22 protein-coding genes are annotated in these 21,799 nt (G+C 71.8%); 16 read left to right on the top strand and 6 right to left on the bottom strand.

Features of this window, described 5'->3' with window-relative positions; translation table 11 throughout:
* Positions 1-19: 19 nt before the first annotated feature.
* The 3 genes from IE244_RS18840 (at position 20) to IE244_RS18830 (ending at position 2,411) form a co-directional block, all read left to right on the top strand.
* Complete coding sequence (locus IE244_RS18840) at positions 20-1,210, top strand: cytochrome P450 (protein WP_191874679.1); 1,191 nt, start codon at positions 20-22, stop codon at positions 1,208-1,210.
* Positions 1,211-1,216: 6 nt separating this feature from the next.
* Positions 1,217-1,438, top strand: a complete 222-nt coding sequence (locus IE244_RS18835; RefSeq protein ID WP_191874678.1) for a ferredoxin — start codon at positions 1,217-1,219, stop codon at positions 1,436-1,438.
* 283 nt (positions 1,439-1,721) lie between these two features.
* A complete protein-coding gene (locus IE244_RS18830) occupies positions 1,722-2,411 on the top strand; it encodes a GAF and ANTAR domain-containing protein (protein ID WP_191874677.1) in 690 nt (229 codons plus the stop codon).
* A gap of 42 nt (positions 2,412-2,453) precedes the next feature.
* Here IE244_RS18830 and IE244_RS18825 read toward each other — a convergent pair whose 3' ends face one another.
* From IE244_RS18825 to IE244_RS18815, 3 genes are all read right to left on the bottom strand, one after another.
* Complete coding sequence (locus IE244_RS18825) at positions 2,454-4,028, bottom strand: alpha/beta hydrolase (RefSeq protein ID WP_229854200.1); 1,575 nt, start codon at positions 4,026-4,028, stop codon at positions 2,454-2,456.
* Positions 4,029-4,206: 178 nt separating this feature from the next.
* The gene (locus IE244_RS18820) at positions 4,207-5,277 is read right to left on the bottom strand and encodes a DUF8094 domain-containing protein (RefSeq protein ID WP_191874676.1); all 1,071 of its coding nucleotides are present in this window, start codon (positions 5,275-5,277) and stop codon (positions 4,207-4,209) included.
* Positions 5,278-5,488: 211 nt separating this feature from the next.
* On the bottom strand, positions 5,489-6,088 hold the full coding sequence (locus IE244_RS18815) for a DinB family protein (RefSeq protein ID WP_191874675.1): 600 nt from the start codon (positions 6,086-6,088) through the stop codon (positions 5,489-5,491).
* 462 nt (positions 6,089-6,550) lie between these two features.
* Between IE244_RS18815 and IE244_RS18810 the strand changes: the two genes are divergently transcribed.
* The 5 genes from IE244_RS18810 (at position 6,551) to IE244_RS18790 (ending at position 11,831) form a co-directional block, all read left to right on the top strand.
* Positions 6,551-6,925: a VOC family protein gene (locus tag IE244_RS18810; RefSeq protein WP_191874674.1), complete on the top strand. Its 375-nt coding sequence runs from the start codon at positions 6,551-6,553 to the stop codon at positions 6,923-6,925.
* Between the two features lie 186 nt (positions 6,926-7,111).
* On the top strand, positions 7,112-8,170 hold the full coding sequence (locus IE244_RS18805; RefSeq protein WP_191874673.1) for an alpha/beta fold hydrolase: 1,059 nt from the start codon (positions 7,112-7,114) through the stop codon (positions 8,168-8,170).
* 66 nt (positions 8,171-8,236) lie between these two features.
* Positions 8,237-8,431, top strand: coding sequence for a hypothetical protein (locus tag IE244_RS18800; protein ID WP_191874672.1), 195 nt, complete (start codon positions 8,237-8,239; stop codon positions 8,429-8,431).
* Between the two features lie 79 nt (positions 8,432-8,510).
* Positions 8,511-9,074, top strand: a complete 564-nt coding sequence (locus IE244_RS18795; RefSeq protein WP_191874671.1) for a CGNR zinc finger domain-containing protein — start codon at positions 8,511-8,513, stop codon at positions 9,072-9,074.
* Positions 9,075-9,230: 156 nt separating this feature from the next.
* A complete protein-coding gene (locus IE244_RS18790; RefSeq protein ID WP_191874670.1) occupies positions 9,231-11,831 on the top strand; it encodes an MFS transporter in 2,601 nt (866 codons plus the stop codon).
* A 125-nt stretch (positions 11,832-11,956) separates the two neighbouring features.
* Here the strand turns inward: IE244_RS18790 and IE244_RS18785 are convergent, their stop codons facing one another.
* From IE244_RS18785 to IE244_RS18775, 3 genes are all read right to left on the bottom strand, one after another.
* A complete protein-coding gene (locus IE244_RS18785; RefSeq protein ID WP_191874669.1) occupies positions 11,957-13,138 on the bottom strand; it encodes a carboxylate-amine ligase in 1,182 nt (393 codons plus the stop codon).
* A 347-nt stretch (positions 13,139-13,485) separates the two neighbouring features.
* A complete protein-coding gene (locus tag IE244_RS18780) occupies positions 13,486-14,205 on the bottom strand; it encodes an FAD binding domain-containing protein (protein ID WP_191874668.1) in 720 nt (239 codons plus the stop codon).
* Between the two features lie 205 nt (positions 14,206-14,410).
* Complete coding sequence (locus IE244_RS18775) at positions 14,411-15,571, bottom strand: lactate 2-monooxygenase (protein ID WP_191874667.1); 1,161 nt, start codon at positions 15,569-15,571, stop codon at positions 14,411-14,413.
* 111 nt (positions 15,572-15,682) lie between these two features.
* Between IE244_RS18775 and IE244_RS18770 the strand changes: the two genes are divergently transcribed.
* The 8 genes from IE244_RS18770 (at position 15,683) to IE244_RS18750 (ending at position 21,759) form a co-directional block, all read left to right on the top strand.
* Positions 15,683-16,465 (top strand): Lrp/AsnC family transcriptional regulator, encoded by a 783-nt coding sequence (locus IE244_RS18770; RefSeq protein ID WP_229854199.1) that lies wholly within the window; start codon positions 15,683-15,685, stop codon positions 16,463-16,465.
* A gap of 77 nt (positions 16,466-16,542) precedes the next feature.
* On the top strand, positions 16,543-16,716 hold the full coding sequence (locus IE244_RS42065; protein ID WP_229854198.1) for a hypothetical protein: 174 nt from the start codon (positions 16,543-16,545) through the stop codon (positions 16,714-16,716).
* Positions 16,717-16,895: 179 nt separating this feature from the next.
* A complete protein-coding gene (locus tag IE244_RS18765) occupies positions 16,896-17,741 on the top strand; it encodes a lipocalin-like domain-containing protein (protein ID WP_191874666.1) in 846 nt (281 codons plus the stop codon).
* 105 nt (positions 17,742-17,846) lie between these two features.
* Positions 17,847-19,628 carry a glycoside hydrolase family 15 protein gene (locus IE244_RS18760; protein ID WP_191874665.1) on the top strand — a complete coding sequence of 594 codons (1,782 nt, stop codon included), beginning with the start codon at positions 17,847-17,849 and terminating at the stop codon, positions 19,626-19,628.
* Positions 19,629-19,718: 90 nt separating this feature from the next.
* Entirely contained in the window at positions 19,719-20,225 is a 507-nt protein-coding gene (locus IE244_RS42060; RefSeq protein ID WP_229854197.1) for a glycosyltransferase family 39 protein, read from the top strand.
* Between the two features lie 70 nt (positions 20,226-20,295).
* On the top strand, positions 20,296-20,925 hold the full coding sequence (locus tag IE244_RS42055; protein WP_229854196.1) for a hypothetical protein: 630 nt from the start codon (positions 20,296-20,298) through the stop codon (positions 20,923-20,925).
* Entirely contained in the window at positions 20,912-21,406 is a 495-nt protein-coding gene (locus tag IE244_RS42050; protein WP_229854195.1) for a mannosyltransferase YkcB-related protein, read from the top strand. Before IE244_RS42055 ends, IE244_RS42050 begins: the two co-directional genes overlap by 14 nt.
* Positions 21,407-21,543: 137 nt before the next feature.
* Entirely contained in the window at positions 21,544-21,759 is a 216-nt protein-coding gene (locus IE244_RS18750) for a DUF4177 domain-containing protein (RefSeq protein ID WP_031168938.1), read from the top strand.
* The last annotated feature ends 40 nt before the right edge of the window (positions 21,760-21,799 follow it).

Raw genomic sequence — 21,799 nt, 5'->3', positions numbered from 1 at the left:
TTACACAAGGGAGGCAGCAGTGACGACAACGGACCGCACACCCCTCGCCTACCCCTTCAACTCAAGCCGGGACCTCGCCCTGTCCGACGCGTACGCACGAGCCCGGGACACCCCGGGACTGTTACGCGTCCAGCTGCCGTACGGGGAGCCGGCCTGGCTCGCGACCCGCTACGCGGACGCCCGGCTCGTCCTCGGTGACCAGCGCTTCAGCCGGGCCATGGGCCTCGAACGCGACGAGCCGCGCGCCTCCGAGGGCAGTCGGGACAGCGGGATCCTCAGCATGGACCCGCCCGACCACACCCGGCTGCGCTCCCTGGTCGCCAAGGCCTTCACGGTCCGCCAGGTCGAGAAGCTCCGCCCGCGGGTCAGGGAACTGACATCGGCCCTGCTGGACGAGATGGAAGCGGCAGGGCCGCCGGCCGATCTGGTCGAGAGGTACGCCCTGCCCATTCCGGTCGCGGTGATCTGCCGCCTCCTCGGGGTGCCGGAGGCGGACCGTCCGCGGTTCCGCGCGTGGAGCGACGCGGCACTGTCCACCAGCTCGCTCACCGCCGAGCAGTTCGACCGCAATCGTGAAGAGCTGCGGGCGTACATGGCACGGTTGATCACCGCGCACCGGGCGCAGCCCCGGGACGACCTGATGACTGCGCTGATCGAGGCGCGGGACCACGACGACCGGCTGTCCGAGCTGGAGCTCGTCGACCTGTGTGTCGGCATCCTCGTCGCCGGCCACGAGACCACCGCCACCCAGATCCCGAACTTCGTGCTCACCCTGCTCGACCATCCAAAGGCGCTGTCCCGCCTGCGTGCCGAGCCCGCGCTCATCACCGGCGCGATCGAGGAGCTGCTGCGCTTCGTGCCGCTGGGCAGCGGCGCCGGTCAGCCCCGTTACGCCACCGAGGACATCGAGGTCGGTGGGACCCTGGTGCGGGCCGGGGAACCGGTCCTGGTCGCCATCGGCGCCGCCAACCGGGACGCGCTGCGCTTCACCGCGGCCGGCACGCTCGACATCTCCCGGAGCGGCAACGCCCATCTGGGCTTCGGCCACGGCGTCCACCATTGCCTCGGGGCTCCCCTGGCCCGCCTCGAACTCCAGGAGGCCATCGGCGCGCTGATGGCCCGCTTCCCCCGGCTGCATGTCGCCGGAGACATCACGTGGAAGACCGAGATGCTGGTACGTGGCCCCCGTGTCATGCCGGTGGGGTGGTGAGGACCCATGAGCTGGCAGCTGCACATCGCCTCCGACCGCTGTATCGGCTCCGGGATGTGTGCCGGGGCCGCACCGGACCTGTTCACCCTCGACGACGACCATGCCCGCCCCCTGAACGAGCGCATCGCGGAGCCCGACGACCGCGCCTTGGAGGCCGCCGACATCTGCCCGGTGCTGGCCATCACGGTGCGGGACGCGGAGGGGAGGGAGATCGGTCCCCGCGAGTGAACCCCGACGCCCCGAGCCGTCTGGGCATCGTCGCGCCGGCGACCGGACACTCGGGCACTCGGGCACTCGGGCACTCGGTCTTGGTCCTCCACCCCGCCGCCCAGGGTCCTCCGCCCGGGCGGCCGTCCCCTCCCGGCGCGCGCATCACCCGGGGCACTGAGCCGTTCTGCCGATTGTCGGCCCGCCGGGTGGGGAGTCGGGATCTGTCACATGCGCGCCGTTCGGCTCGCGTGGAATGCTGGGGAGACGGCTCGGCGAGACGAACCGGGAGGGAAGGACCGCGATGGACTGGGCTCGGTTCGCGCAGCAGATGGCGTCGATGGCGCGGGATCTCCTGGCACAGGAGTCGGTCGCCTCCACCCTGGAACGGATCACCGACTCGGCCACCGAGCTGGTCGAGGGCTGTGACGCGGCCGGCATCCTGGTGCTGCACGGCACGAAGGTGCAGACGCTGGCGCCCACCCGACAGCTCGTCGTCGACAGTGACCGACTGCAGGAGCGGTTGGGTGAGGGACCGTGCTTCGACGCGGCGCGCAACGGGACACGGGAGCCGGTCTTCCGAATCGCCGACTTCACCCGGGAGGAGCCGCGCTGGCCCGCCTTCGCACCCCAGGCCCGTCAGCTGGGTGTGGGCAGCATGATGGGGTTCCTGCTGTACACCGAGGACGAGGAACTGGGCGCCCTGAACATCTACTCGCGCAGGCCCGGTGCCTTCACCCACGCCAGCGAACTGGCCGGCTGGCTGCTGGCCTCGCATGCGGCGGTCGCGTTCTCCAGCGCCCGCACCCACGCCCAGATGGAACACGCCGTCGCCACCCGCCACGTGATCGGCGAGGCGATGGGCATCCTCATGGGCAGCCACCACCTCACCGAGAAGGAGGCGTTCGACGTGCTGCGCCGCTATTCGCAGGAGAACAACATCAAGCTCCGCGAGGTCGCCCGCCGGGTCTGCGAGCAGGGCACTCTGTCCTGACCGCGAGGGGAGCCGGGCACGCCACCGGCGCGGGCGGTCGTGTCAGAAGCGGGGCGGCTGCGGTGTGTGCCGCGGCGCGGGGACGATGCGGGGCAGCACGCCGGGGCTCGGGCGGCCGGACGGCTTGCAGGTGACGTCCCGTGCCGGGAGCCTCCCGGTGCTCAGGTAGGCGTCGACGGTGCGGTCGGAGCAGGAGTTCGGGTCCGTGCCGTAGACGCCGTGGCCCTCGCCGCCCTTGACGTAGACCATGCGTGAGCCCTTCAGGGCGTGATGCATGCCGAGGCCGCTGGCCAGGGGGGTCTGGGAGTCCCACTGGTTCTGGACGGTGAGCAGACCGACCTTGTTGTCCACCTTGGTGACGGACTCGGCCGGCTCGCTCCAGAACGCGCAAGGGGTGATGTTGGAGGCGAAGTCGCCGTAGAGGGGGTACGCGGCCTTGTCCCGGATCGCGTCGCGCCGATACTGCTCGGGGTCGCGTGGCCAGGCCGCGGTGTCGCCGCAGACCACGGCCCAGAAGGCCACCGAGCCGTTGTCGGCCGGCGGCTGTGCGGCGGGGGCCTTCGCGAAGCGCGGTTCCAGTCGCTGGTGCGGCGCGAGCGAATCCGTGTGGCGGTCGGCGGCCTTCTTGAGGTCGACGACCGCCTCGGCCGCGGACCTGGGGCTGAAGAATTCGGCGCGCAGGGTGGACCGGATGTCGTCCCCGGTGAGTTTCGCGCCGTCCTGCTCGATCGGAGAGCGGTCGGCCCGGGCGATCAGGTCCCAGAACGTCTTCCTCACCTTGGCCGGCGTGTTGCCGAGTCTGTAGGTGCGGTCGCGCCGGGCGGTCCACTTCGTCCACCGGGTGAACGCCGGCTCGGTGCCCCGCGCCCAGATCTGGATCATGCCGCGCCACACCCGTGCGGGGTCGACCGCGCTGTCCAGTACGAAACGGTCGGTCCGGGTGGGGAACATCTGCGCGTAGACGGCCCCCAGGTAGGTACCGTAGGAGTAGCCCAGGTAGGAGATCTTCCTCTCCCCCAGGACGGCGCGGATGACGTCCATGTCGCGGGCGGTGTTGCGGGTGGTGAAGTGCGCGAGCCCGTCACCGTTCCTGGCACGGCACTTGTCGGCGACGCCGCGGGCCCACGTGACGTCCCGGCTGAACGTCGCTGCCTTGTAGGGGTGTTCGAAGTTCTGTTCCGTGCGCGTGAGACCGCAGGTGAGCGGGGTGCTACGGCCCACGCCGCGCGGGTCGAACCCGATCAGGTCGTACTGCTCACGGACCTTCTCGGGCAGCGCGGCCTTCATCATGACCGGCATCTCCAGGCCCTCGTCGCCCGGACCACCGGGGTTGAAGAGGATCGCGCCGTGCCGTTTGCCGGGGACGCCGGTCTTCATACGGGAGACCGCCAGCTTGATCGTCCCGGCGTCGGGGCGGCTGTAGTCCAGCGGCACCCGGACGGCGGCGCACTGGAACGCCGCGGGCTGCGACGCGTCGCATCGATGCCAGGCCGGCCTCTGGTTCTCGAATCTCTTCAGCGGCTCCGCCGGGGCTGCCTGTGCCGTCGGCGTGAGGGCGGGAAGCAGCGTTGCCGTGATCCCCGCGGTGAGCAGCGGCGCCATGCGTCCTATCCGCACGATGGTCGTTCCTTTCGGTCAACTTCCAGGTCGGAACGACCATTTCGTGTCGGCGGAGCGCACGAATCCATCTCTGGGGCAGACTTGCTACGACTCCCGGCGTACCCGGAAAGAGACGTGCGGAGGAGAACCGGAACGGCCTGATCGCCATCCGCCGCGCGTGGGCAGCGCACACGCCTCAGATGTCGGCTGTCGGTGTGGCGTCGACCTTGGTCACCTGGGTGCCGATGGAGTAGACGGCGGGTTTCCCGTCCGCGGAGATGGTTCCGATCTCCGTCTGTGCGTAGTGGCGCACGACCTTGTACATATGCGCGTTCGGGTCGCGCTTGACGAACGGCTTGTCCGAGTCGCCGAGGCCGATGTAGGACTGCAGGTCCTTGGCGAGGAAGGTCTCCTCGACAGCGCTGTCGGACAGCACCAGCGCACCGCCGTCGGCGGTCTTCGCGGCGAAGACGTCCCCGGCACGGGGGGTGCTCTTCTTGAAGTCGACCCAGGCGTGCCCGCCCAGGTTGTCGTTCCGCTCGGTGTACCAGGACCTGCCGGTGCGTCGGGCCGGGGTGTCGGCGAGCGGGGTGTCGCGGCCGCCTGTCACCCACAGGTCGGTGACCAGTCGCGGCAGCTGTGAGGGCGCCGTCCTGCCGATCTCGGTGTCGGGGTCGGCGACCTTCATCAGCCCGGCCCTGTCGAGCGCGATGTGCGGCACCTTGGACAGCTCAGACCCTTCGAAGTCACGGGCCACGACCATCCGCCAGCCGTCACCGGAGCGCTTGAAGACGAGGAACCGGATGTCCTTCGACCAGAGCTTGCCCGGCTTGCCATGGGTGAGTTGCGCGCCCTGGGTGCGCACCAGGAACCAGTTGGCCTTCGCGGAGGCCGGCGGGATGTAGAACGTGCGGTGGACGTACACGAACGGAGCGAGGTTGTCCGTGACGTCGCTCTTGTCGAGGGCTGGGACCTGCGTGAAGTACGCCTGGTCCATCGCGAGGACAGCGCCGCCTTCGGCCTTCGCCATGAGGGAGGCGGAACGCTTGGCGTTGGCCTGGTTGTTGACCGTCTGGTACGCGTCCACCGTCTGGTTCGCCTCGGCCTCGGTGAGCAACGGCCTCTCGGCCGGCACGGCGTCCGCGTGCCCGGAAGCCCTGTCGGTGGAGCATCCGGTCAGGGAAGCCGCGGCCGAGAACACGGCCGCGGCGAGCACGCCGATGCGCCAGGGACGGAGTATGTGGGCGGAGCGGGCCGAGTGAGCCATGGCGAGGTATCCCCGTTTCGTGTGTACGTTCGGCGACCGCCCTGCGCAGCGCACACCGAGACGATCGCCGGGCCACGCTATCGACCCCCCTCGCACAGGCGGCGACTCCCGCCCCACTCCGGAACCGGACCGTTACCTTCCGAACCCGGGGGTGACAACGGGCTTTTGGCGGTCACCGGCCCCGGGCCGTTCAGGGGGCGGCAGCGCGGTGTCAGCCGTTGCCGGCTTCGCGCGCCACGCGCTCCAGGCGGCGTCGGTGTTCCTCCCGCGACGCCCGGTCCCCCTCCGGGACGTTGTCGTTGCCCTTGAGGTACCCGACGGTTCCGTCGATGAGCTCTCGCACGATGTCCGCGTGGCCGGCGTGCCGCTGGGTGTCGGTGATCACGCGCACCAGGACGTGGTGCAGTGTCACCTCTCGTCGTCCCTCCGGCCACCACGGGACGTGACCGGTCGCGTCGAGCGTCAGCGCCGCGATCGTGTGGTCGGCGTGCTCCCATGCCTGGTGATACAGACCGACGATCTCTTCGCGTGACTCGTCGGCGGTGGCCCACATGTCCGCGTTGGGTTCCGCGTCCTCCGTGTACCACCAGGAGGGCGGATCCTCGTCGAAGAACGGCCGCCCGAACGTGTCGCCGAAGTACGCCAGCTCCACGCCGGCGACATGTTTGACCAGGCCCAGCAGGTTCGTGCCGGTGGGGGTCAGCGGGCGGCGGATGTCGTATTCCGACAGCCCGTCGAGCTTCCACAACAGGGCGTGGCGCCCGTCCCGCAGGTAACGGAGAAGGTCCGCTTTCGGATCCGGTTCGGTCATGCCGGGCAGTCTTCCAGCCGGCACTGACAACCGGGCTCGCCGCGGCAACGGGGGGACGCCGTTTCGACCAGCACGGTGTGGGCATCGCACGACACCGGCCGGTCGATCGCTGCGGGATCGAGGGGTTCGGCCGTCGAAGACGGTTGCGGCGGCGGCCGCCCGCGGCGCTGCGTGCGTCATGCGCGGCAACCTTGGCCAGGGCCGCACCCGTTGGGTCCCCGGTCCCGGGTTCGCGTGGCAGGGCGGAACTCCTTTCACCGTTGGCGGGACAGCCAAGATCAAGTAGTCTTCTTGACGTGAACACCGGACCGGCGTCAAGCCACACACAGACGGGCTATCCGGTGGAAGGCTGATCGCACGGCGGGTGCGCGCAAAGCACCCCCTCGGTTCGGCACGTGGACCTCCTCGCGTTCGTGCACCGCGAGTCCGTTCTCCGTGTCGAACACCAGCGAGGTCAGCCGTATGACAGTCACGTTCAACCACACCATCGTCGCCGCCAGGGACCGCGGCGAGTCGGCCCGGTTCTTCCGGGAGCTCCTGGAGCTTCCCGAAGCGCCGTCCTGGGGCCCGTTCACCAACATCCAGCTCACCGACGGCGTACTGCTGCAGTTCGCCGAGCCGCCGGTGGAGATCCAGATGCAGCACTACGCGTTCCTGGTCGACGACGAGCTGTTCGACCGGGCGTACCGGCGACTGTGCGAGCGCGGCATCGAGCACTGGGCTGATCCGCACATGCGGCGCCCGGGCGAGATCAACAGCGAGCACGGCGGTCGCGGGGTGTACTTCAAGGACCCCGCCGGTCACGCGATCGAACTGATCACCCGCCCCTACCTGTAAGCGGGTGAGTGCCTGGCCGGGCCCCGAGACACGGGGCCCGGCCGGGCGTCAACCCGCGGGAGCCACCGCGGCATTCGGGATGCCCGATCAAGGCAACCGGTCGCCGTCACCTGTTTGACTGGTGACGCTTCCCGTGCGACAGTCAAGCCACGGAAGGCCGGCGCACAGAGACACGTGGAGGGATCCATGATCAACAGGCGTACCTTCAGCAAGGCCCTGGGGTTGGGCCCGGGTGCGGCCGCCGCCTCCTTCACCGGCCTGGGCCGCGCGCAGTCCGCGTCCGCCGCCGACCGGGTCGAACCAGTGACGGCCACTCCCCCGGTCACGCCCGGCCCGCACACCGCTTTCGCGGAGCCGAAGCAGGTCAGGGCCGGCCTGCTCGACGTCGGCTACGCCGAGCTGGGACCCGCGCACGGCCCCGCGGTCATCTGCCTGCACGGCTGGCCGTACGACATCCACAGCTATGTCGACGTCGCCCCTCTGCTCGCCTCGCAGGGCTACCGGGTGATCGTCCCGTACCTGCGCGGGCACGGCACGACACGCTTCCTCTCCGAGAGGACCTTCCGCAACGCCCAGCAGTCGGCCATCGCCCTCGACGTCATCGCCCTGATGGACGCCCTGAAGATCGACAGGGCCGTCCTCGCGGGCTTCGACTGGGGCTCGAGGACCGCCGACATCATCGCCGCGCTCTGGCCCGAACGCTGCAAGGCCCTGGTGTCGGTGAGCGGATACCTCGTCACGAGCCTGGAGGCGAACCTGAAGCCACTGGCACCCGAGGCCGAGCACACCTGGTGGTACCAGTACTACTTCGCCACCGAGCGAGGCCGGCTCGCCCTGGAGGACAAGACCCTGCGCCACGAGCTGACGCGGCTCGTCTGGGACACCGTCTCCCCGACGTGGGACTTCGACGACGCCACGTTCGAACGCACCGCGGCGGCCTTCGACAACCCCGACTACGCGGCCATCGTGATCCACAACTACCGATGGCGGCTGAGCCTCGCCGACGGCGAGCGCCGCTACGACGCACTGGAGAAGCGGCTCGCGGCACGGCCCACCATCGCGGTGCCCGCCCTCACCCTCGACCCCGAGCGCGACCCCTTCACCGCGCCGGGCGACGGCGCCTCGTACCGGGACAGGTTCACCGGCAGGTACGAGCACCGAACCCTGGCCGGCATCGGGCACAACCTGCCCCAGGAGGCGCCCACCGCCTTCGCGCAGGCCGTCATCGACGTGGACCGTCTCTGACGGTATCGATCAGCCCATGGTCACCTTCCTGACAGGTGACCGCCATGTGACGAACGGAGTTGGACCATGGAGAGCCGGAACACCACGGACGGTGCCGCGGCCGTACGCCGGGCGCGATTCGGCCGGTTGCCCGCACGCGTCCGCCACGAGGACATGGTCGAGGAGAAGGCGGCGACCCCCAACGATCCGGCACGGTACGCCTACGGCCCCGAGGTGGCGTGGACGTCCCTGTCCTGCCTGGCCGTCGATCTGGGGCTGTGAGCCGCACACACCGACCGGATCACCGCTTCGACAGGTGATGATCCTTGCCGACAGCGCCGTCACTTGCCAGAATGGTGATGTGCACCTCGACCATGTCTTCGTATGCGGAAACCCGGCACTCGACTTCGCCGCGACCCTCAGGGCGCGCCGCTCGGCGCGCTTCGAGATGTTCGCGACGCCGGCCAGGCTGAACGCCTGGTACGTGGAGTCCGGCCTCGTGGACGCGGTCGCCCCCGGCCGGGAGACCGACGTCGAGCAGGCGACGACCGTACGGGAGGCCGTCTACCAGCTGGTCACCGCCCGTCGGCTCGGCGAGGAGTACGACGGGGCCGCGCTGACCGTGGTGAACAACGCCGCCCGCAAGCCGCCCGCGGTACCTCAGCTCACTCCGGCGGGACGGTGGACGCAGGCGACCCCCGAAGAGGCCCTGTCCGTGGTGGCGCGCCACGCCATCGAGCTGCTCAGCGGGCCGGACGTGCCCCTCCTCAAGGAGTGCGGGAACCCCGAGTGCACCCGCACCTACATCGACCGCTCGCGCGGCATGCGGCGGCAGTGGTGCGGCATGGAGTCCTGCGGCAACAAGATCAAGGCAGCCGCGTACCGCGCCCGCAAGAAGACGGCACCCGCGACCGCCCGGGCGTGATGCAGCCCCCTCCCTCCGGGATCTAGACTCACTTGGTAGCCGCAAGCAACGGAAACTGCTGAAGCGCCGCTACGACGCCCCCGCGGACCGCACGCACAGCAGCCTCCCAGCCGGGCAGGGCCCGGGTGGCGGGGCGAGGCAAGGAGCTCTGCACGCATGACCACGCCCGCGTCCCCGCCCCACGGGGGAACCGCCGCGATAGCCCCGTCGGCTCCGGCCGGCAGACTGACGCACCGCCAGATCATGACGATCCTCAGCGGCCTGATGCTGGGGATGTTCCTCGCGGCACTCGACCAGACCATCGTCAGCACCTCGATCCGCACGATCGCCGACGATCTGCACGGGCTCAGCTCGCAGGCGTGGGTCACCACCGCGTACCTGATCACGTCCACCATCAGCACACCGCTGTACGGCAAGCTGTCCGACCTCTACGGCCCCAAGCCCTTCTTCCTGGCGGCCATCAGCATCTTCATCGCCGGCTCGGCGGCCTGTTCGTTCGCCACCTCGATGACCGAGCTGGCCGGGTTCCGGGCGTTCCAGGGCATCGGCGCGGGCGGCCTGATGTCGCTGGCGCTGGCGATCATCGGTGACATCGTGCCGCCCCGCGAGCGGGCCCGGTACCAGGGCTACATGCTCGCCATGTTCGGCTCCTCCAGTGTGCTGGGCCCGCTGATCGGCGGCTTCCTGGCGGGCCGCAGCAGCATCCTGGCCATCGCCGGCTGGCGCTGGGTGTTCCTGGTCAACGTGCCGGTCGGCGTCATCGCCCTGTTCGTCGTCGCCAAGGTGCTGAACCTGCCGCACACCCGGCGCGAGCACCGCATCGACTGGTGGGGCGCGCTCACCATCGCCGTCGGCGTGGTGCCGCTGCTGCTCGTGGCCGAGCAGGGCCAGGACTGGGGCTGGACCTCGACGAAGGCCGCTGTCTGCTATGCGGTCGGCGTGGCCGGCCTGCTGGTCTGGGTCTTCGTCGAACGGGCCATGGGCGAGGAGGCCCTGATCCCGATGCGGCTGTTCCGCAGCCCGGTGTTCAGCTCGATGAGCCTGATGTCCGTGCTCATCGGTATGGGCATGTTCGGCGGGATGATGATGATCCCGCTGTACCTGCAGATCGTGAAGGGCGTCAGTCCCACCAGGTCCGGCCTGCTGATGCTGCCGTTGATGGTCGGGATGATCGCCGGGACCATCGTGGTCGGACGCATCATCCAGAAGACCGGCAGGTACAAGGTCTTCCCGATCATCGGCACCGCGCTGATCATCGTCGCCATGCTGCTGTTCCACCACCGGGTGCAGTGGGACACCGCGCTGCCGGAGACCATGGCGTACATGGCGCTGTTCGGCATCGGTCTCAGCGGATGCATGCAGATCCTGACCCTGGCCGTGCAGAACGCCGTGGAGCCCAAGGACATGGGTGTGGCGACCGCGTCGGCCACCTTCTTCCGGCAGATGGGCGGCACCGCCGGTACCGCGGTCTTCCTCTCGGTGCTGTTCAGCACCGTCGGCGACAAGATCGGCGCGGCCTTCCGGGCCGCGTACCGTACGCCCGGGTTCCAGGCCGCACTCCACGACCCGGCGGTACGGTCCGACCCGGCGAACGCACCGGTGCTGGAGATGTTCAAGCACCCCCGGACGGGCGGCGGGAGCGGCTCGGGGGTGCTGAGCGACTCCTCGTTCATCCAGCGGCTCGACCCGCGGCTGGCCCAGCCGTTCAAGGCCGGCTTCACCGACTCGATGCAACTGGTGTTCCTGATCGCGGCGGCGGTGATGGTCCTGGGCTTCCTGGTCGCGCTGTGGACCAAGGAGGTGCCGCTGCGCCAGGTCTCCGGACTGGAGGCGCAGGCCGCCGAGCAGAGCGGCGCACCGGCCGCGGAGCCGGTCGCGGCCACCGCGGGGCCCGCCGCCGGTGCGGCACAGGCCGTCGGCGAGTCCGCCGCGGAGGCCGAGCCCCTGCCCGCGACCGGGAAGGGCGCGCCCGGCACCGGCGTGCCGGGGTACGGCGTCCGGGGGCGGGTGCTGGACGGCGCGGGCGCGCCGGTGCCGCAGGCCGTGATCACGGTGATCGACGTCGGGGGACGGCAGCTCGACCGCGCCGTCAGCGCGGCGGACGGCGGCTACGCGGTGGCCGTCCCGCGCGCCGGCACCTATGTGCTGATCGGCGCCGCCGGTGCCCGGCAGCCGCAGGCCGTCACCGTGCTCGTCGGTGACGAACCCGTCGTGTGCGACCTCGCGCTGAGCGGCACCGCCGCCCTCACCGGCTCGGTCCGGGACGCCGTCGACGGACGCCCGCTCTCAGGTGCCCTGCTGGTCGTCACCGATGTGCGCGGCGAGGTCGTCTGCTCCGGCACCTCGGCCGCCGACGGCGCCTTCGTGCTCGCCGACCTGGTCCCCGGCGGCTACACGCTCGCGGTGAACGCGCCCGGACACCGCCCTGCCGCCCTGCCGGTCGAGGTCACCGCGGGGACGACACGGGCCCACGACGTCCGCCTCGAACCCGGTGCCCGGCTCCACGGTGTCGTCAGCACCCCGAACGGCACGGTCCTCGCCGACGCCAAGGTGACCCCGCTGGACACGGCCGGGAACGTGGTCGGCACGGCCGTCACCGGACCCGACGGCGCGTACGGCTTCACCGACCTGCCCGGCGGCGAGTACACCGTCATCGCCAGCGGCTACGCACCGGTCGCCGCGTCACTGCGCGTGGAGGCGAGCGGCGTCACCGACCACGACCTCGAACTGTCCCACGCGGACACACGCCGTCCGTGATCCACGGGAGCGGTTCGACTTCGACGGCTACGACGCCCTCGATGCCGGTGTCACGCGCGAACGCGGCGGTGCCGGCCGGTGGTTCGACGCCGCGGCCCGCAGCCCCCAGGAGACCGCCGAGCGGGTCATCCCAGAGGCCCGCCACCGGGCCCCGGTGAACCGACCGGCTCGACGGCGAGGTCGTCCACCACGGCCTCCAGCCGGCCTCCGTACCGGTCCGCGACCCGCCGCTGGCGCGCGCAGCCGGAGCCCGTGAGCTGGACCTCGCTCAGCCAGTCGCCGACGCACTGGTCGTCACCGTACCGGCTGAGGTACGGCTCGATGCGCTTCCACATCTCCTCGACCAGCCGGCCGACGGATGTGACGGCGCAGTCACGGGTGTGGGTGGCGGGCAGGGTGCCGGTCGGCCCGTGCCGGGCGGCCTGCCAGCACGCCGCCCGCAACAGCAGGTCGGGGACCTCGGGCGCGTATTCGCCGGCGCCGGCGGCTTCGAGGGCGTGTCCGACGAGGCCGCGGACGAGCAGGGCGTACGCGGTGGTGGTCCGGGCGTCGGGCATCACGTCCGCGACGCGTACCTCGATGGTGGGAAGATGCGCCGAGGGCCGGACGTGCCAGTACATCATCGCCGAATCCATCGCCGCCCCGGTGGCCACGAGTTGGCCGACGACCCGTGCATAGTGCGCCGCGCCGCGCAGATAGGGCGGAGGCCCCGCGGCGGGCCACCGGCTCCAGACCACGGAGCGCCAGCTCGCGTATCCGGTGTCCGTCCCGCCGCTGTACGGGGAGTTGGCGGTGAGGGCGAGCAGCAGGGGCATCCAGCCGCGGAGGTGGTTGACCGCGTCCACGGCCGCCTCCCGGTCGGTCACCCCGACGTGCACGTGGCAGGCGTTCACGCCCTGTTCCTGGACGAGGGGCCCGAAGCGGCGGATGAGGGCCAGGTAACGCGGCTGGTCGAGCACGGGCGGGGGCCCGGAGCGGCCGAGGACCGCTGTGCCACTGGGCACCAGGAGGCAGTCGTACTCGGCGGCCGCGGCGGCTGCGCCCGCGCGTAATCGCAGGATTTCCGCCTGGAGTTCCGCGGCCGTACGGCACACCGCGCTGACGGTCTCCACCTGGGACTGCGACAGTTCGGGTGTGGCATGCGGCGCGCCGAGGCGGGTACGGGCGGCGTGCACGACGGAAACGGACCTGTACACAGCCGATCTGCTGTACCGGTCGGCCAGGAGGAACTCCTCCTCCACACCGACCGTCGGCGGTGCGGTCGCCTCGGGTGGGACCCCGGGCCCGTCGGCGGCAACAGGAGTCACGGCATCAAGCGGCTCTGGCACGTCCATCCCCTTCGGGAGACACGGGACACCGGCATCCACTCGTCGCGGGCTCTGCGCGTCTGGTGCTGGAGGCTGAGGAGGTCGGGCGCATGGGCCACTCCCTGCCGGACAACGGGTGGGGACCGCCATGCTGCGCCCTCGGCCGAGTCCGCTGCAAGCGATTGCCAAGCCACCGTCGGGGCACGCGCACGGCGCGTTCGGCGGCGGCCCCGCGTCCGCGGTTCTGCCGTCCGGACCGCCCGCCGGACCGCCGCCGCGCGCCGGCGTTCGAGGCGCTCCGGGCCGAAGCGGGCAGCGACGGGCGAGGCGGCCGGCCAGGCGTCTCATCAGTCGGTGTCGCGCTCGCCCAGCAGGCGGGTGACCTGTGCGCGGATCACTTCCCATGCGTAGGTCGGCAGGTCAGCGAGGGCGGTCCCGCTCAGCGCGTGCAGGGTCCGGTCGGCGTCGGGATCGCATGTGACGCTGCCGCTGAGCATGTCGTAGCCGTCGCGTACGGCGACCCGCAGGCGGTTGCCGCGGGTGTCGGTCCGTACCGCCGAGGCGACGGCGAGGGGTGGCGGTCCGCCCGCCTCGCCGGCCAGTTTGCGGTACGCGGAGGCGATCGGTTCCCGCCAGTGCAGGCTGACGAGGACGGGACGTTTGGCCACCAGCTCGGCCAGGTCCGTCTCATGGACGCCCTCGGAGTCCAGCACCGTCGCCCGGGCGTCGAGGACGAGCGCCGCGGGCAGCAGGCAGCGCAGCGTACTGCCGACGAGGTTGCCGCCGACCGTCGCCGTGCGCCGCACGGCCCCGGTGCCCACCGTGGCGGCGGCCAGGCGGAGGACGTCGGGTACCCGGTCGTCGATCCGGTGCAGGGCCACGGCGCCCCCCACGGTCTCCCGTCCGAGTACGTTGGCCTCCGGCACCTCACGCAGGGACATGGCCAGTTCGGGGAATCCGTCGCGCTGCCAGTCGGCCCAGACGAGGGTCGCCCCGCCGATCGGCACGGCACCCTCGGCCAGGCAGTCCTGGGCTTCGGTCATGGATGTGGGCAGCCTCAAGAGCACAGCAGCCGACCTGCCTTCCGGAGAACACGAACCCATGGCGGTGGGTGACGTCCTGGCCAACTACCCACCGCCAAGGCAGTCTTCTCGTCCGGACGGGGGCGCGTACAGGGCTCACACAAGCACGATGTGCGCTGCGCGGCCCGGCTGCCGAGCGCTCCGGGCGCCTCGCCGAGCCGGGCGTCGCGCGCGTACGGATCGTGCGGTCTCAGCGGACGCGCCGGAGGGTGTCGGGTGTGAGGTCGGCCAGGGTCGGGTAGCCGTCGACGGCCATGAGGAGGTCGGCTTCCGCGAGCAGCGAGCGCAGGACGTGGACGATGCCGTCGGTGCCGTCGAGGGCCAGGCCGTAGGCGTAGGGGCGGCCGATGCCGACGGCGGTCGCGCCCAGGGCGAGCGCCTTGACGATGTCGGCGCCCGAGCGGATACCGGAGTCGAACAGGACGGGCAGGTCACCGGCGGCCTCGACGACGCCCGGCAGGCAGTGCAGCGCGGGCAGTCCGCCGTTGGCCTGGCGCCCGCCGTGGTTGGAGCAGTAGACGCCGTCCACCCCGGCGTCCCTGGCGCGGCGGGCGTCGTCGGGGTGGCAGATGCCCTTGAGGATCAGCGGCAGGTCGGTCATGGACCGCAGCCAGGGCAGGTCGTCCCAGGTGAGCGGGTTGCCGAAGGTCTGCGCCCAGCGCATCACCGCGGCTGCCGGGTCCTCCTCGGGTGACTTGGCGAGGCGGGAGCGGAAGACCGGGTCGCTGGTGTAGTTGGCCAGACAGTGCCCGCGCAGCTGGGGGAAGTTGCTGACGGCGAGGTCACGGGGACGCCAGCCGGTGATCCAGGTGTCCAGGGTGACCACGATGCCCTTGAACCCCGCCTTCTCGGCGCGGTGCACGAGGCTCTCGGCCAGCTCCCGGTCGGTGGGGGTGTAGAGCTGGAAGAAGCCGGGGGTGTCACCGAACTCGGCGGCCACCTGCTCCATCGGGTCGACGGTCAGAGTGGAGGCGATCATCGGCACGCCGGTGCGGGCGGCGGCCCGTGCGGTGGCGAGGTCGCCGTGACCGTCCTGGGCGCACAGCCCGATCACGCCGACCGGGGCCATGAAGAGCGGCGAGGACAGGCGCATCCCGAACAGGTCGACCGACAGGTCCCGCTCCCTCGCACCGACCAGCATGCGCGGAACGAGACCCCACTGCTCGAAGGCGGTGACGTTGGCCCGCTGCGTGAACTCGTCGCCGGCGCCGCCGACGACGTAGGAGCGGACCGACGGCGGCATCGCCGCCTGGGCGAGGGGCTCCAGCTCGGCACAGGTCATCGGCAGTCGCGGTGTCACCCCGTGCAGCCCGGCCAGGTAGATCTCGTTCTGGTAGTCGGCGAACGCCATGTTCCGGTCCCCACTGTCGCGGCCCGCCGGATGCGAACCTCTGGACCTCCACCATGCGAGACTGGCTTCTGAGGGAGGGTGAAACGCAGGATTCTGGCCCGAGGACCGGTGTTGGCGCAGGAAGGTGCGAAACAGCTGAGCGAGGAGGACCTCGCCCTGATCCACGCGCTCCAGCTGCGGCCGAGGGCCTCGTGGACCGAGCTGGGCCGCGTCCTCGGGGTCGATCCGGTCACCGTCGCCCGCCGCTTCCACCGCCTCACGGAGCACGGCATGGCCTGGGTCGGGCTCTCCCCCGGACCGCGCATGCTGGAGCGGACCTGTGTGTCCTACGCCCGGATCGACTGTGCCCCGGGCGCCACCGCCGCCGTCGCCCAGGCCCTCGGCGGCCATCCGCACATGCTCACCCTGGAGCGTTCCGCCGGCGGCCACGACATCCTCGCCACCGTCGCCACCCGCGACCTGCACGCCCTGTCCCACTACACCCTCGACCTGCTCCCGCACGTGCCCGGCATCACCGCCGTCCACGCCCGGATCGTCACCCACATGTTCACCGAGGGCGGCCGCTGGCGCATCGCCGCCCTCGCCCCCGACCAGCGCGCCCGGCTCACCGCACCGCCCGCCACCCGGTCGTCCCGGCCCGGACCCAGTGACCTCACCGCCTTCGACCGCGCCCTCCTCGGCCGGCTCGTCCACGACGGCCGCGCCTCCTACCAGGCCCTGGCCACCGCCCTGAGCGTCAGCCTGTCCACCGTCAAACGCCGCATCGAGCAGCTGACCCGACTCGACGTCCTGCGCTTCCGCTGCGACTTCGCCCGCCCTCTCGGCGGCTGGCCCGTCGCCATTTCTGGGCCAGGGTCCCGCCCACCGATCTGCCCGGCATCGGCCACGCCCTGATCCGCCTGCCCGAAACGCGCAACTGCGCCGCCGTCACCGGCCCCCACAACCTCGTCGTACAGGCCAGCCTGCACTCCGTGGACGACGCCCTGCGCCTGGAGACCCAGCTCGCCGCCGCCCACCCCAGCCTCGACGTCGTCGACCGCGTCATCACCCTGCGCCATGACAAACTCCTCGGACGCCTGCTCGACCCGTACGGCCGCTCCACCGGTGTCGTCCCACCCGACGTCTGGGCCGAGCCCGCGATCTGACGACCCGCCATCGCGCCGCTCGCCCGCCGTCCCCGCCCGGTCGCCGGCGGGGTCCTCGTCAACCGCCGGGCCCGCCGGCCGGTTCGGATCACCGGCTGGCAAACTGGCCCACCGGTCAGCGGTTCCACCTTCGTTCGCTGACCTCGTGCGGCAACGGCCGCCCCGTGACAGGAGATTCGATGACCACCACCCGCCCCACGCTGATCGACGCCGCCGAGGGTCTCGCCCCCACCTCCCCCGACAACGCGGACTCCTGGTGGTTCTGCGGCAGGCTGCACGACGGCGAGAAGGTCTTCTGGGTGAAGATCCACACGATGCTGATGCAGGGCGCCTGTCACAGCACGGTCGCGGTGCTCCAGGAAGGAGACGGCCACAGCAGTGGCAAGCAGGCCGTCGAAGCCCTGGACGACGTGAAGGTGGCCGCGGACTCGCTCCACATACAGACCTCCGTCCTCGCCGTGAGCGGCGACCTGGACCACCTCGACATCTCGGGGGCGACGGACACCGCGTCGGTGCGGCTCACCCTTCGGCGTGAGGAACCCGTCCTCTACAGCGGCGGCAGCGGAGTGTTCCCCTTCTTCGGCGGCACGACCGGACAGTACGCCCTGCCCGGCCTGGTCGCGTCGGGAACCATCACGGCCGAGGGCACCACCCATCAGGTCAGCGGACGCACATGGCTCGACCGTCAGTGGGTTTCCGGGGCCACCGAGCCGCCGCGTTTCACCTGGCTCGGACTCGACCTCGGCGAGGGCCGGTACCTGAGTGTCTGGGACACCGTGGGAGACGGCACGTCCTGGCTCACCGAGCTGCGGGCCGACGGCTCCCATCTGATCACCCACGCGCGGCGGGCCGACCACGACGGACACTGGGTGCTGACCGTTCCCGCCCGCGACGCTTCCCTCGACGTCACCCATCGCGGTCTGCCCGGCTCCGCATTCGCCTACACCGGCGCGTGCCAGGTGACCGGCACCCTCGCGGGCGAGCAGATCACCGGGCACGGCTACACGGACGTCATCGGATCCTGAGGTCCCGGCCGCCGGCCGGCGGGGCTCAGGACACCAGGCCCTCCCCGCCCCTCCGCCGGCCCAGTGGGCGTTTCCCGGCGGGCCGGGCGGGAAAACAGCAGTGCCATGGGTGACACAGCGGACAAGCCGGCACACATCGCGAACGATGTCTGCCCGCCGTGGGCGCTGCGGAGCTACGCCGTCCTCGCCGACGGCGAACGAGGCGCCGTGGTGGACCCCGAGGGCCGGATCGTGTGGCTGTGCGCTCCACGCTGGCACAGTGACGCGGTGTTCTCCGCCCTGATCGGCGGCGGCGGGTACTTCGGGGTCGTACCGGAGGACCCGTGGCATGTGTGGGGCGGTTACTACGAGGACGGCACACTGATCCGCGTGAGCCGGTGGGTGACCGCCGACGCCGTGGTCGAGTGCCGTGACGCGCTGGCGATGCCGGGCTCGGCCGACCGCCTTGTGCTGCTGCGCCGGATGCGCGTGGAACGGGGCGAGGCACGCCTGAGGCTCACCCTCGACCTGCGTCCCGGATTCGGTGCGGGCCGGATGCGCGACCCTCGCCTCGCGTCCGATGTGTGGACCGCGCACGCCGACCGTCTGCGGGTGCGGCTGCTCGGCGCGGGGCGGGCGGCGTGGGACGCCCGGTCGGTCCTGCGCGGTGAGTTCCGCCTGCGCGAGGGCGAACGGCACGACGTCGTCCTGGAGCTGTCGCGACAGGAGAGCACGGCCCGGCTGGATCCGGAGCGGCTGTGGGCGCGGACGGAGGACGCCTGGCGGCGGGCCGTGCCCGACTGTTCCGGCCTGGCCGCGCCGCGCGACGCCCGGCACGCCTACGCCGTTCTGCGCGGGCTGACGAGTTCCTCCGGCGGTATGGTCGCCGCCGTCACCACCTCGTTGCCGGAACGCGCCAACACCGGCCGCAACTACGACTACCGCTTCGCCTGGCTGCGCGACCAGAGCTACGCGGGCCTCGCGGTCGCCGCACACGGGCCGCACGAGCTGCTCGACACCGCGGTGCGCTTCACCGCCGACCGCATCCTCGCCGACGGTGAGGGCATGCACCCCGCGTACACCGTGGACGGCGGGCCGGTACCGGCGGAGCGAGGACTTCCGCTCCCCGGTTATCCGGGAGGCAACGACCGGATCGGGAACCACGCGGCCGATCAGTTCCAGCTCGACGCGTTCGGGGAGGCGCTCCAGCTGTTCGCCGCCGCGGCCCACCACGACCGGCTCACGTCCGAGGCCGAGCGGGCGGTCGCGGTCGCGGTCCAGGCCGTGGAGCGCAACTGGCGGCGGCCGGACGCGGGACTGTGGGAACTGGACGAACGGTGGTGGACCCAGTCACGGCTGAGTGTGGTCTGCGGTCTGCGCCGCGTGGCCGAGGTGCTGCCCGGAGGGACGGGGCAGCGGTGCACCGACCTCGCCGAGGCCGTCTTCGCCACCACGCGGCACCGCTGTCTGCGCGACGACGGCCGGTGGCGGCGGGCCGCCGACGACGACGGGCCGGAGGCCGCTCTGCTGACGCCGCTGGCCCGCGGCTTCCCTTCCGCGGACGACCCGAGCAACGCGATCACCCGCCGCTTCATCGAGGACCAGCTGGCCGATGACGGGTACCTCTACCGCTTCGTTCACCAGGACATCCCGCTGGGCGAGGCCGAAGGGGCCTTCCTGCTGTGCGGGTTCACCATGGCGCTGGCCACCGACCACCTCGGTGACCGCGCCGGCGCGCTGCGCTGGTTCGAACGCACCCGGGCCGCCTGCGGCCCGTCCGGGCTGTTCGCGGAGGAGTACGACGTGCGTCAGCGCCAGCTGCGCGGCAACCTTCCCCAGGCGTTCGTCCATGCTCTCCTGCTGGAGTGCGCGGTCCGCCTCAACGACGCCTCGGTGCTGCCGCGCTGAGACATCCGCGCACGCGAACAGGGGACGCGGGACGTTAGGCGGTGACGAATCGTGCCTCCGGGGGAACGCGGGGTGGGCCACCGTGGTCCGGTGATCGAGGACCGACTGGAGCAGGTGTTCGCCGGGTCCGGGTGCCGGGGCAGCGTGGCCGTCCTGGACATCCACGGTCCCGGACGGATGGCGCTGGGCGACGCCGAGGTGTCACTGCGTGATGTCGCTGCGCCGTCCCTGCGAGCGCGCCGTGTCACGAGTGCCACGGCCGGCCACATGGCCGCGGCACTGGTCGCCGATGCGGCGTTCCTGGTGACCCCGGTGGCCGTGGGGCTCTTCCGCACCGCCGTGGAGGACCCCGCCTTCACGCTGTGCGTGCTGTTGGCGGCCGAGGCCACCCAGCGCGCCGCCGCGGGCGGCCGGCTGCGCACCCTGGTCGTCGCCGGTGTGTGGGGCGGCGCGGGTTTCCAGGCCAAGATGCTGGAGGCCTGGGCGGTGCTGCCGGCGCTTGCCCTCGTCTACCTGGTGTCGGCACCGATCACGCTGCGCAAGCGGCTGACGCACCTCGCGGTGTCCGCCGTGGTGATGACCGCCGTGTCGACGTGAGCGCCACCCGGGGCGGCGGCTCCGGCCGGAGCGGCCAGGCGTCGCGGGCGGCCGTCATCGTCGTACCGGGATGAGCGGTGCCCCTGTCGCCCTGGGCGCCGGGGGCCGGTACCGTGCCGGTGGCGGGTGGGGCGGTGACCAGAACGGCTGGTCGAAGATGTTCGGCGCGTCGCTGGCCTCGCAGACCGGCCGGCTGTACCCGACGGGTGCCCTCGCCTGTGTCTGCGGTCTCCTCTGGCGCCGCGGCACGCCGCGCACCGACCGGCCGCGTGCCGGATTCCTGCTGTGGAGCACCTGGCTGGCCACGTACTTCCTGGTCTTCAGCGCGGGCAGCGTCGCCGGCCGCACGTACTACATGGGCGTGATCGCGGTTCCCCGCGCCGCGCTCACCGGTGGCGGTGTCGCCGTGATGTGGCGTGCCCACCGGGCGGGCGGCCGCGGGGCGTGGGCGCTGCCCGGTGCGGTGGCCGCGACGGCGGCGTGGAGCGCGTACGTCGCCGACGGCTTCCCGGCGTTCCTGCCGTGGCCGGCGCCCGTGGCGAGGCTGCTCGGTCTCACCGCCGGCGTCCTGGGCGGCTCAGGTGCTCGGCCCCTCGTACCGGGACTCCGGGATGGGCGCCGTCGGCCCGTCCGGCACGAACCACGGTCACGGTCCGGTGACCTCGGCGGCCGGCCGGACCGGGCGGGTGTCCTGGGGTGACGGCACACAGCGGAACCGGACGACCGGCCTCGGGGCGACCGGCTTCGGCGCACATGGCGAACTCACCGATGACCAGCGCAAGTCGCTGGCCTACGTGTCCGCCCACCGCGGTACCGCCGATGACGACTTCGCCGCCTCGGACCGGAGCGGCGCGGCTCCGTACATCCTCGCCACCGGGGCACGTGTGCTGCCGCTCGGCGGCTTCACCGGGCAGGCGCCCTTCCCGAGCACGGCCCAGTTCCGGCGGCTGGTCGGCTCCGGCAGGCTCACGTACGGGGTGCTGGGCGGCACCCGCCGCGGCACGGGCGGTGCACCCGGCGCGACCGGTGCGAGCACGGCCACGGGGCAGACCACCGCGTGGGTCGAGTCGTCCTGCCGTCCCATTCCGGCCGCCACCTACGGCGTCCCCACCTCCACCACGGGGCCCGGCGATGCGCGGGCCCCCGAACAGACGCTGTACCAGTGCCGTCCCGGGCGGTGATTCCGGTCCGAACGGTCCGTCACGGGACGTCGCGGCAGCCGGCACCACACCACGGCCTTCTGCCGCGCGGCCCGTTGATGATTAGCTTGCCCCGCCATGACACGACACCCGGCCCGGGTTCAGGAGGACTCCGCACCATGAGCAGCGGCTACACGTACGAGTACAAGGTCGTCACCTTCCGGGAGTCGCTGATCGGCGACGCGCTGGACAGCGACAAGCTGGAGAAGGTCCTGAACAAGCACGCCGAGGACGGCTGGGGCCTGAAGGCCATCACCTCCGCCGACGTCAAGGGCCGTATAGGCCCCGGGGCCGTGGAGGGGCTGCTGCTGACGTTCGAGCGCCCGCGCGGGTGACCCGTGCGGAGCCGGCCGGGCACGGGCCGCGTGCCCGGCC

The sequence above is a fragment of the Streptomyces filipinensis genome (assembly GCF_014649495.1).
Taxonomy (GTDB): domain Bacteria; phylum Actinomycetota; class Actinomycetes; order Streptomycetales; family Streptomycetaceae; genus Streptomyces; species Streptomyces filipinensis.
This window is presented reverse-complemented; position numbering and strand designations above follow the sequence as displayed.

Bases quoted from the DNA above. Each gene is read 5' to 3' on its own strand.
- IE244_RS18835 (WP_191874678.1), top strand. From the start codon at position 1,217: ATGAGCTGGCAGCTGCACATCGCCTCCGACCGCTGTATCGGCTCCGGG.
- IE244_RS18830 (WP_191874677.1), top strand. From the start codon at position 1,722: ATGGACTGGGCTCGGTTCGCGCAGCAGATGGCGTCGATGGCGCGGGAT.
- IE244_RS18820 (WP_191874676.1), bottom strand. From the start codon at position 5,277: ATGGCTCACTCGGCCCGCTCCGCCCACATACTCCGTCCCTGGCGCATC.
- IE244_RS18815 (WP_191874675.1), bottom strand. From the start codon at position 6,088: ATGACCGAACCGGATCCGAAAGCGGACCTTCTCCGTTACCTGCGGGAC.
- IE244_RS18810 (WP_191874674.1), top strand. From the start codon at position 6,551: ATGACAGTCACGTTCAACCACACCATCGTCGCCGCCAGGGACCGCGGC.
- IE244_RS18805 (WP_191874673.1), top strand. From the start codon at position 7,112: ATGATCAACAGGCGTACCTTCAGCAAGGCCCTGGGGTTGGGCCCGGGT.
- IE244_RS18800 (WP_191874672.1), top strand. From the start codon at position 8,237: ATGGAGAGCCGGAACACCACGGACGGTGCCGCGGCCGTACGCCGGGCG.
- IE244_RS18790 (WP_191874670.1), top strand. From the start codon at position 9,231: ATGACCACGCCCGCGTCCCCGCCCCACGGGGGAACCGCCGCGATAGCC.
- IE244_RS18775 (WP_191874667.1), bottom strand. From the start codon at position 15,571: ATGGCGTTCGCCGACTACCAGAACGAGATCTACCTGGCCGGGCTGCAC.
- IE244_RS18765 (WP_191874666.1), top strand. From the start codon at position 16,896: ATGACCACCACCCGCCCCACGCTGATCGACGCCGCCGAGGGTCTCGCC.
- IE244_RS18760 (WP_191874665.1), top strand. From the start codon at position 17,847: ATGGGTGACACAGCGGACAAGCCGGCACACATCGCGAACGATGTCTGC.
- IE244_RS42055 (WP_229854196.1), top strand. From the start codon at position 20,296: ATGAGCGGTGCCCCTGTCGCCCTGGGCGCCGGGGGCCGGTACCGTGCC.
- IE244_RS18750 (WP_031168938.1), top strand. From the start codon at position 21,544: ATGAGCAGCGGCTACACGTACGAGTACAAGGTCGTCACCTTCCGGGAG.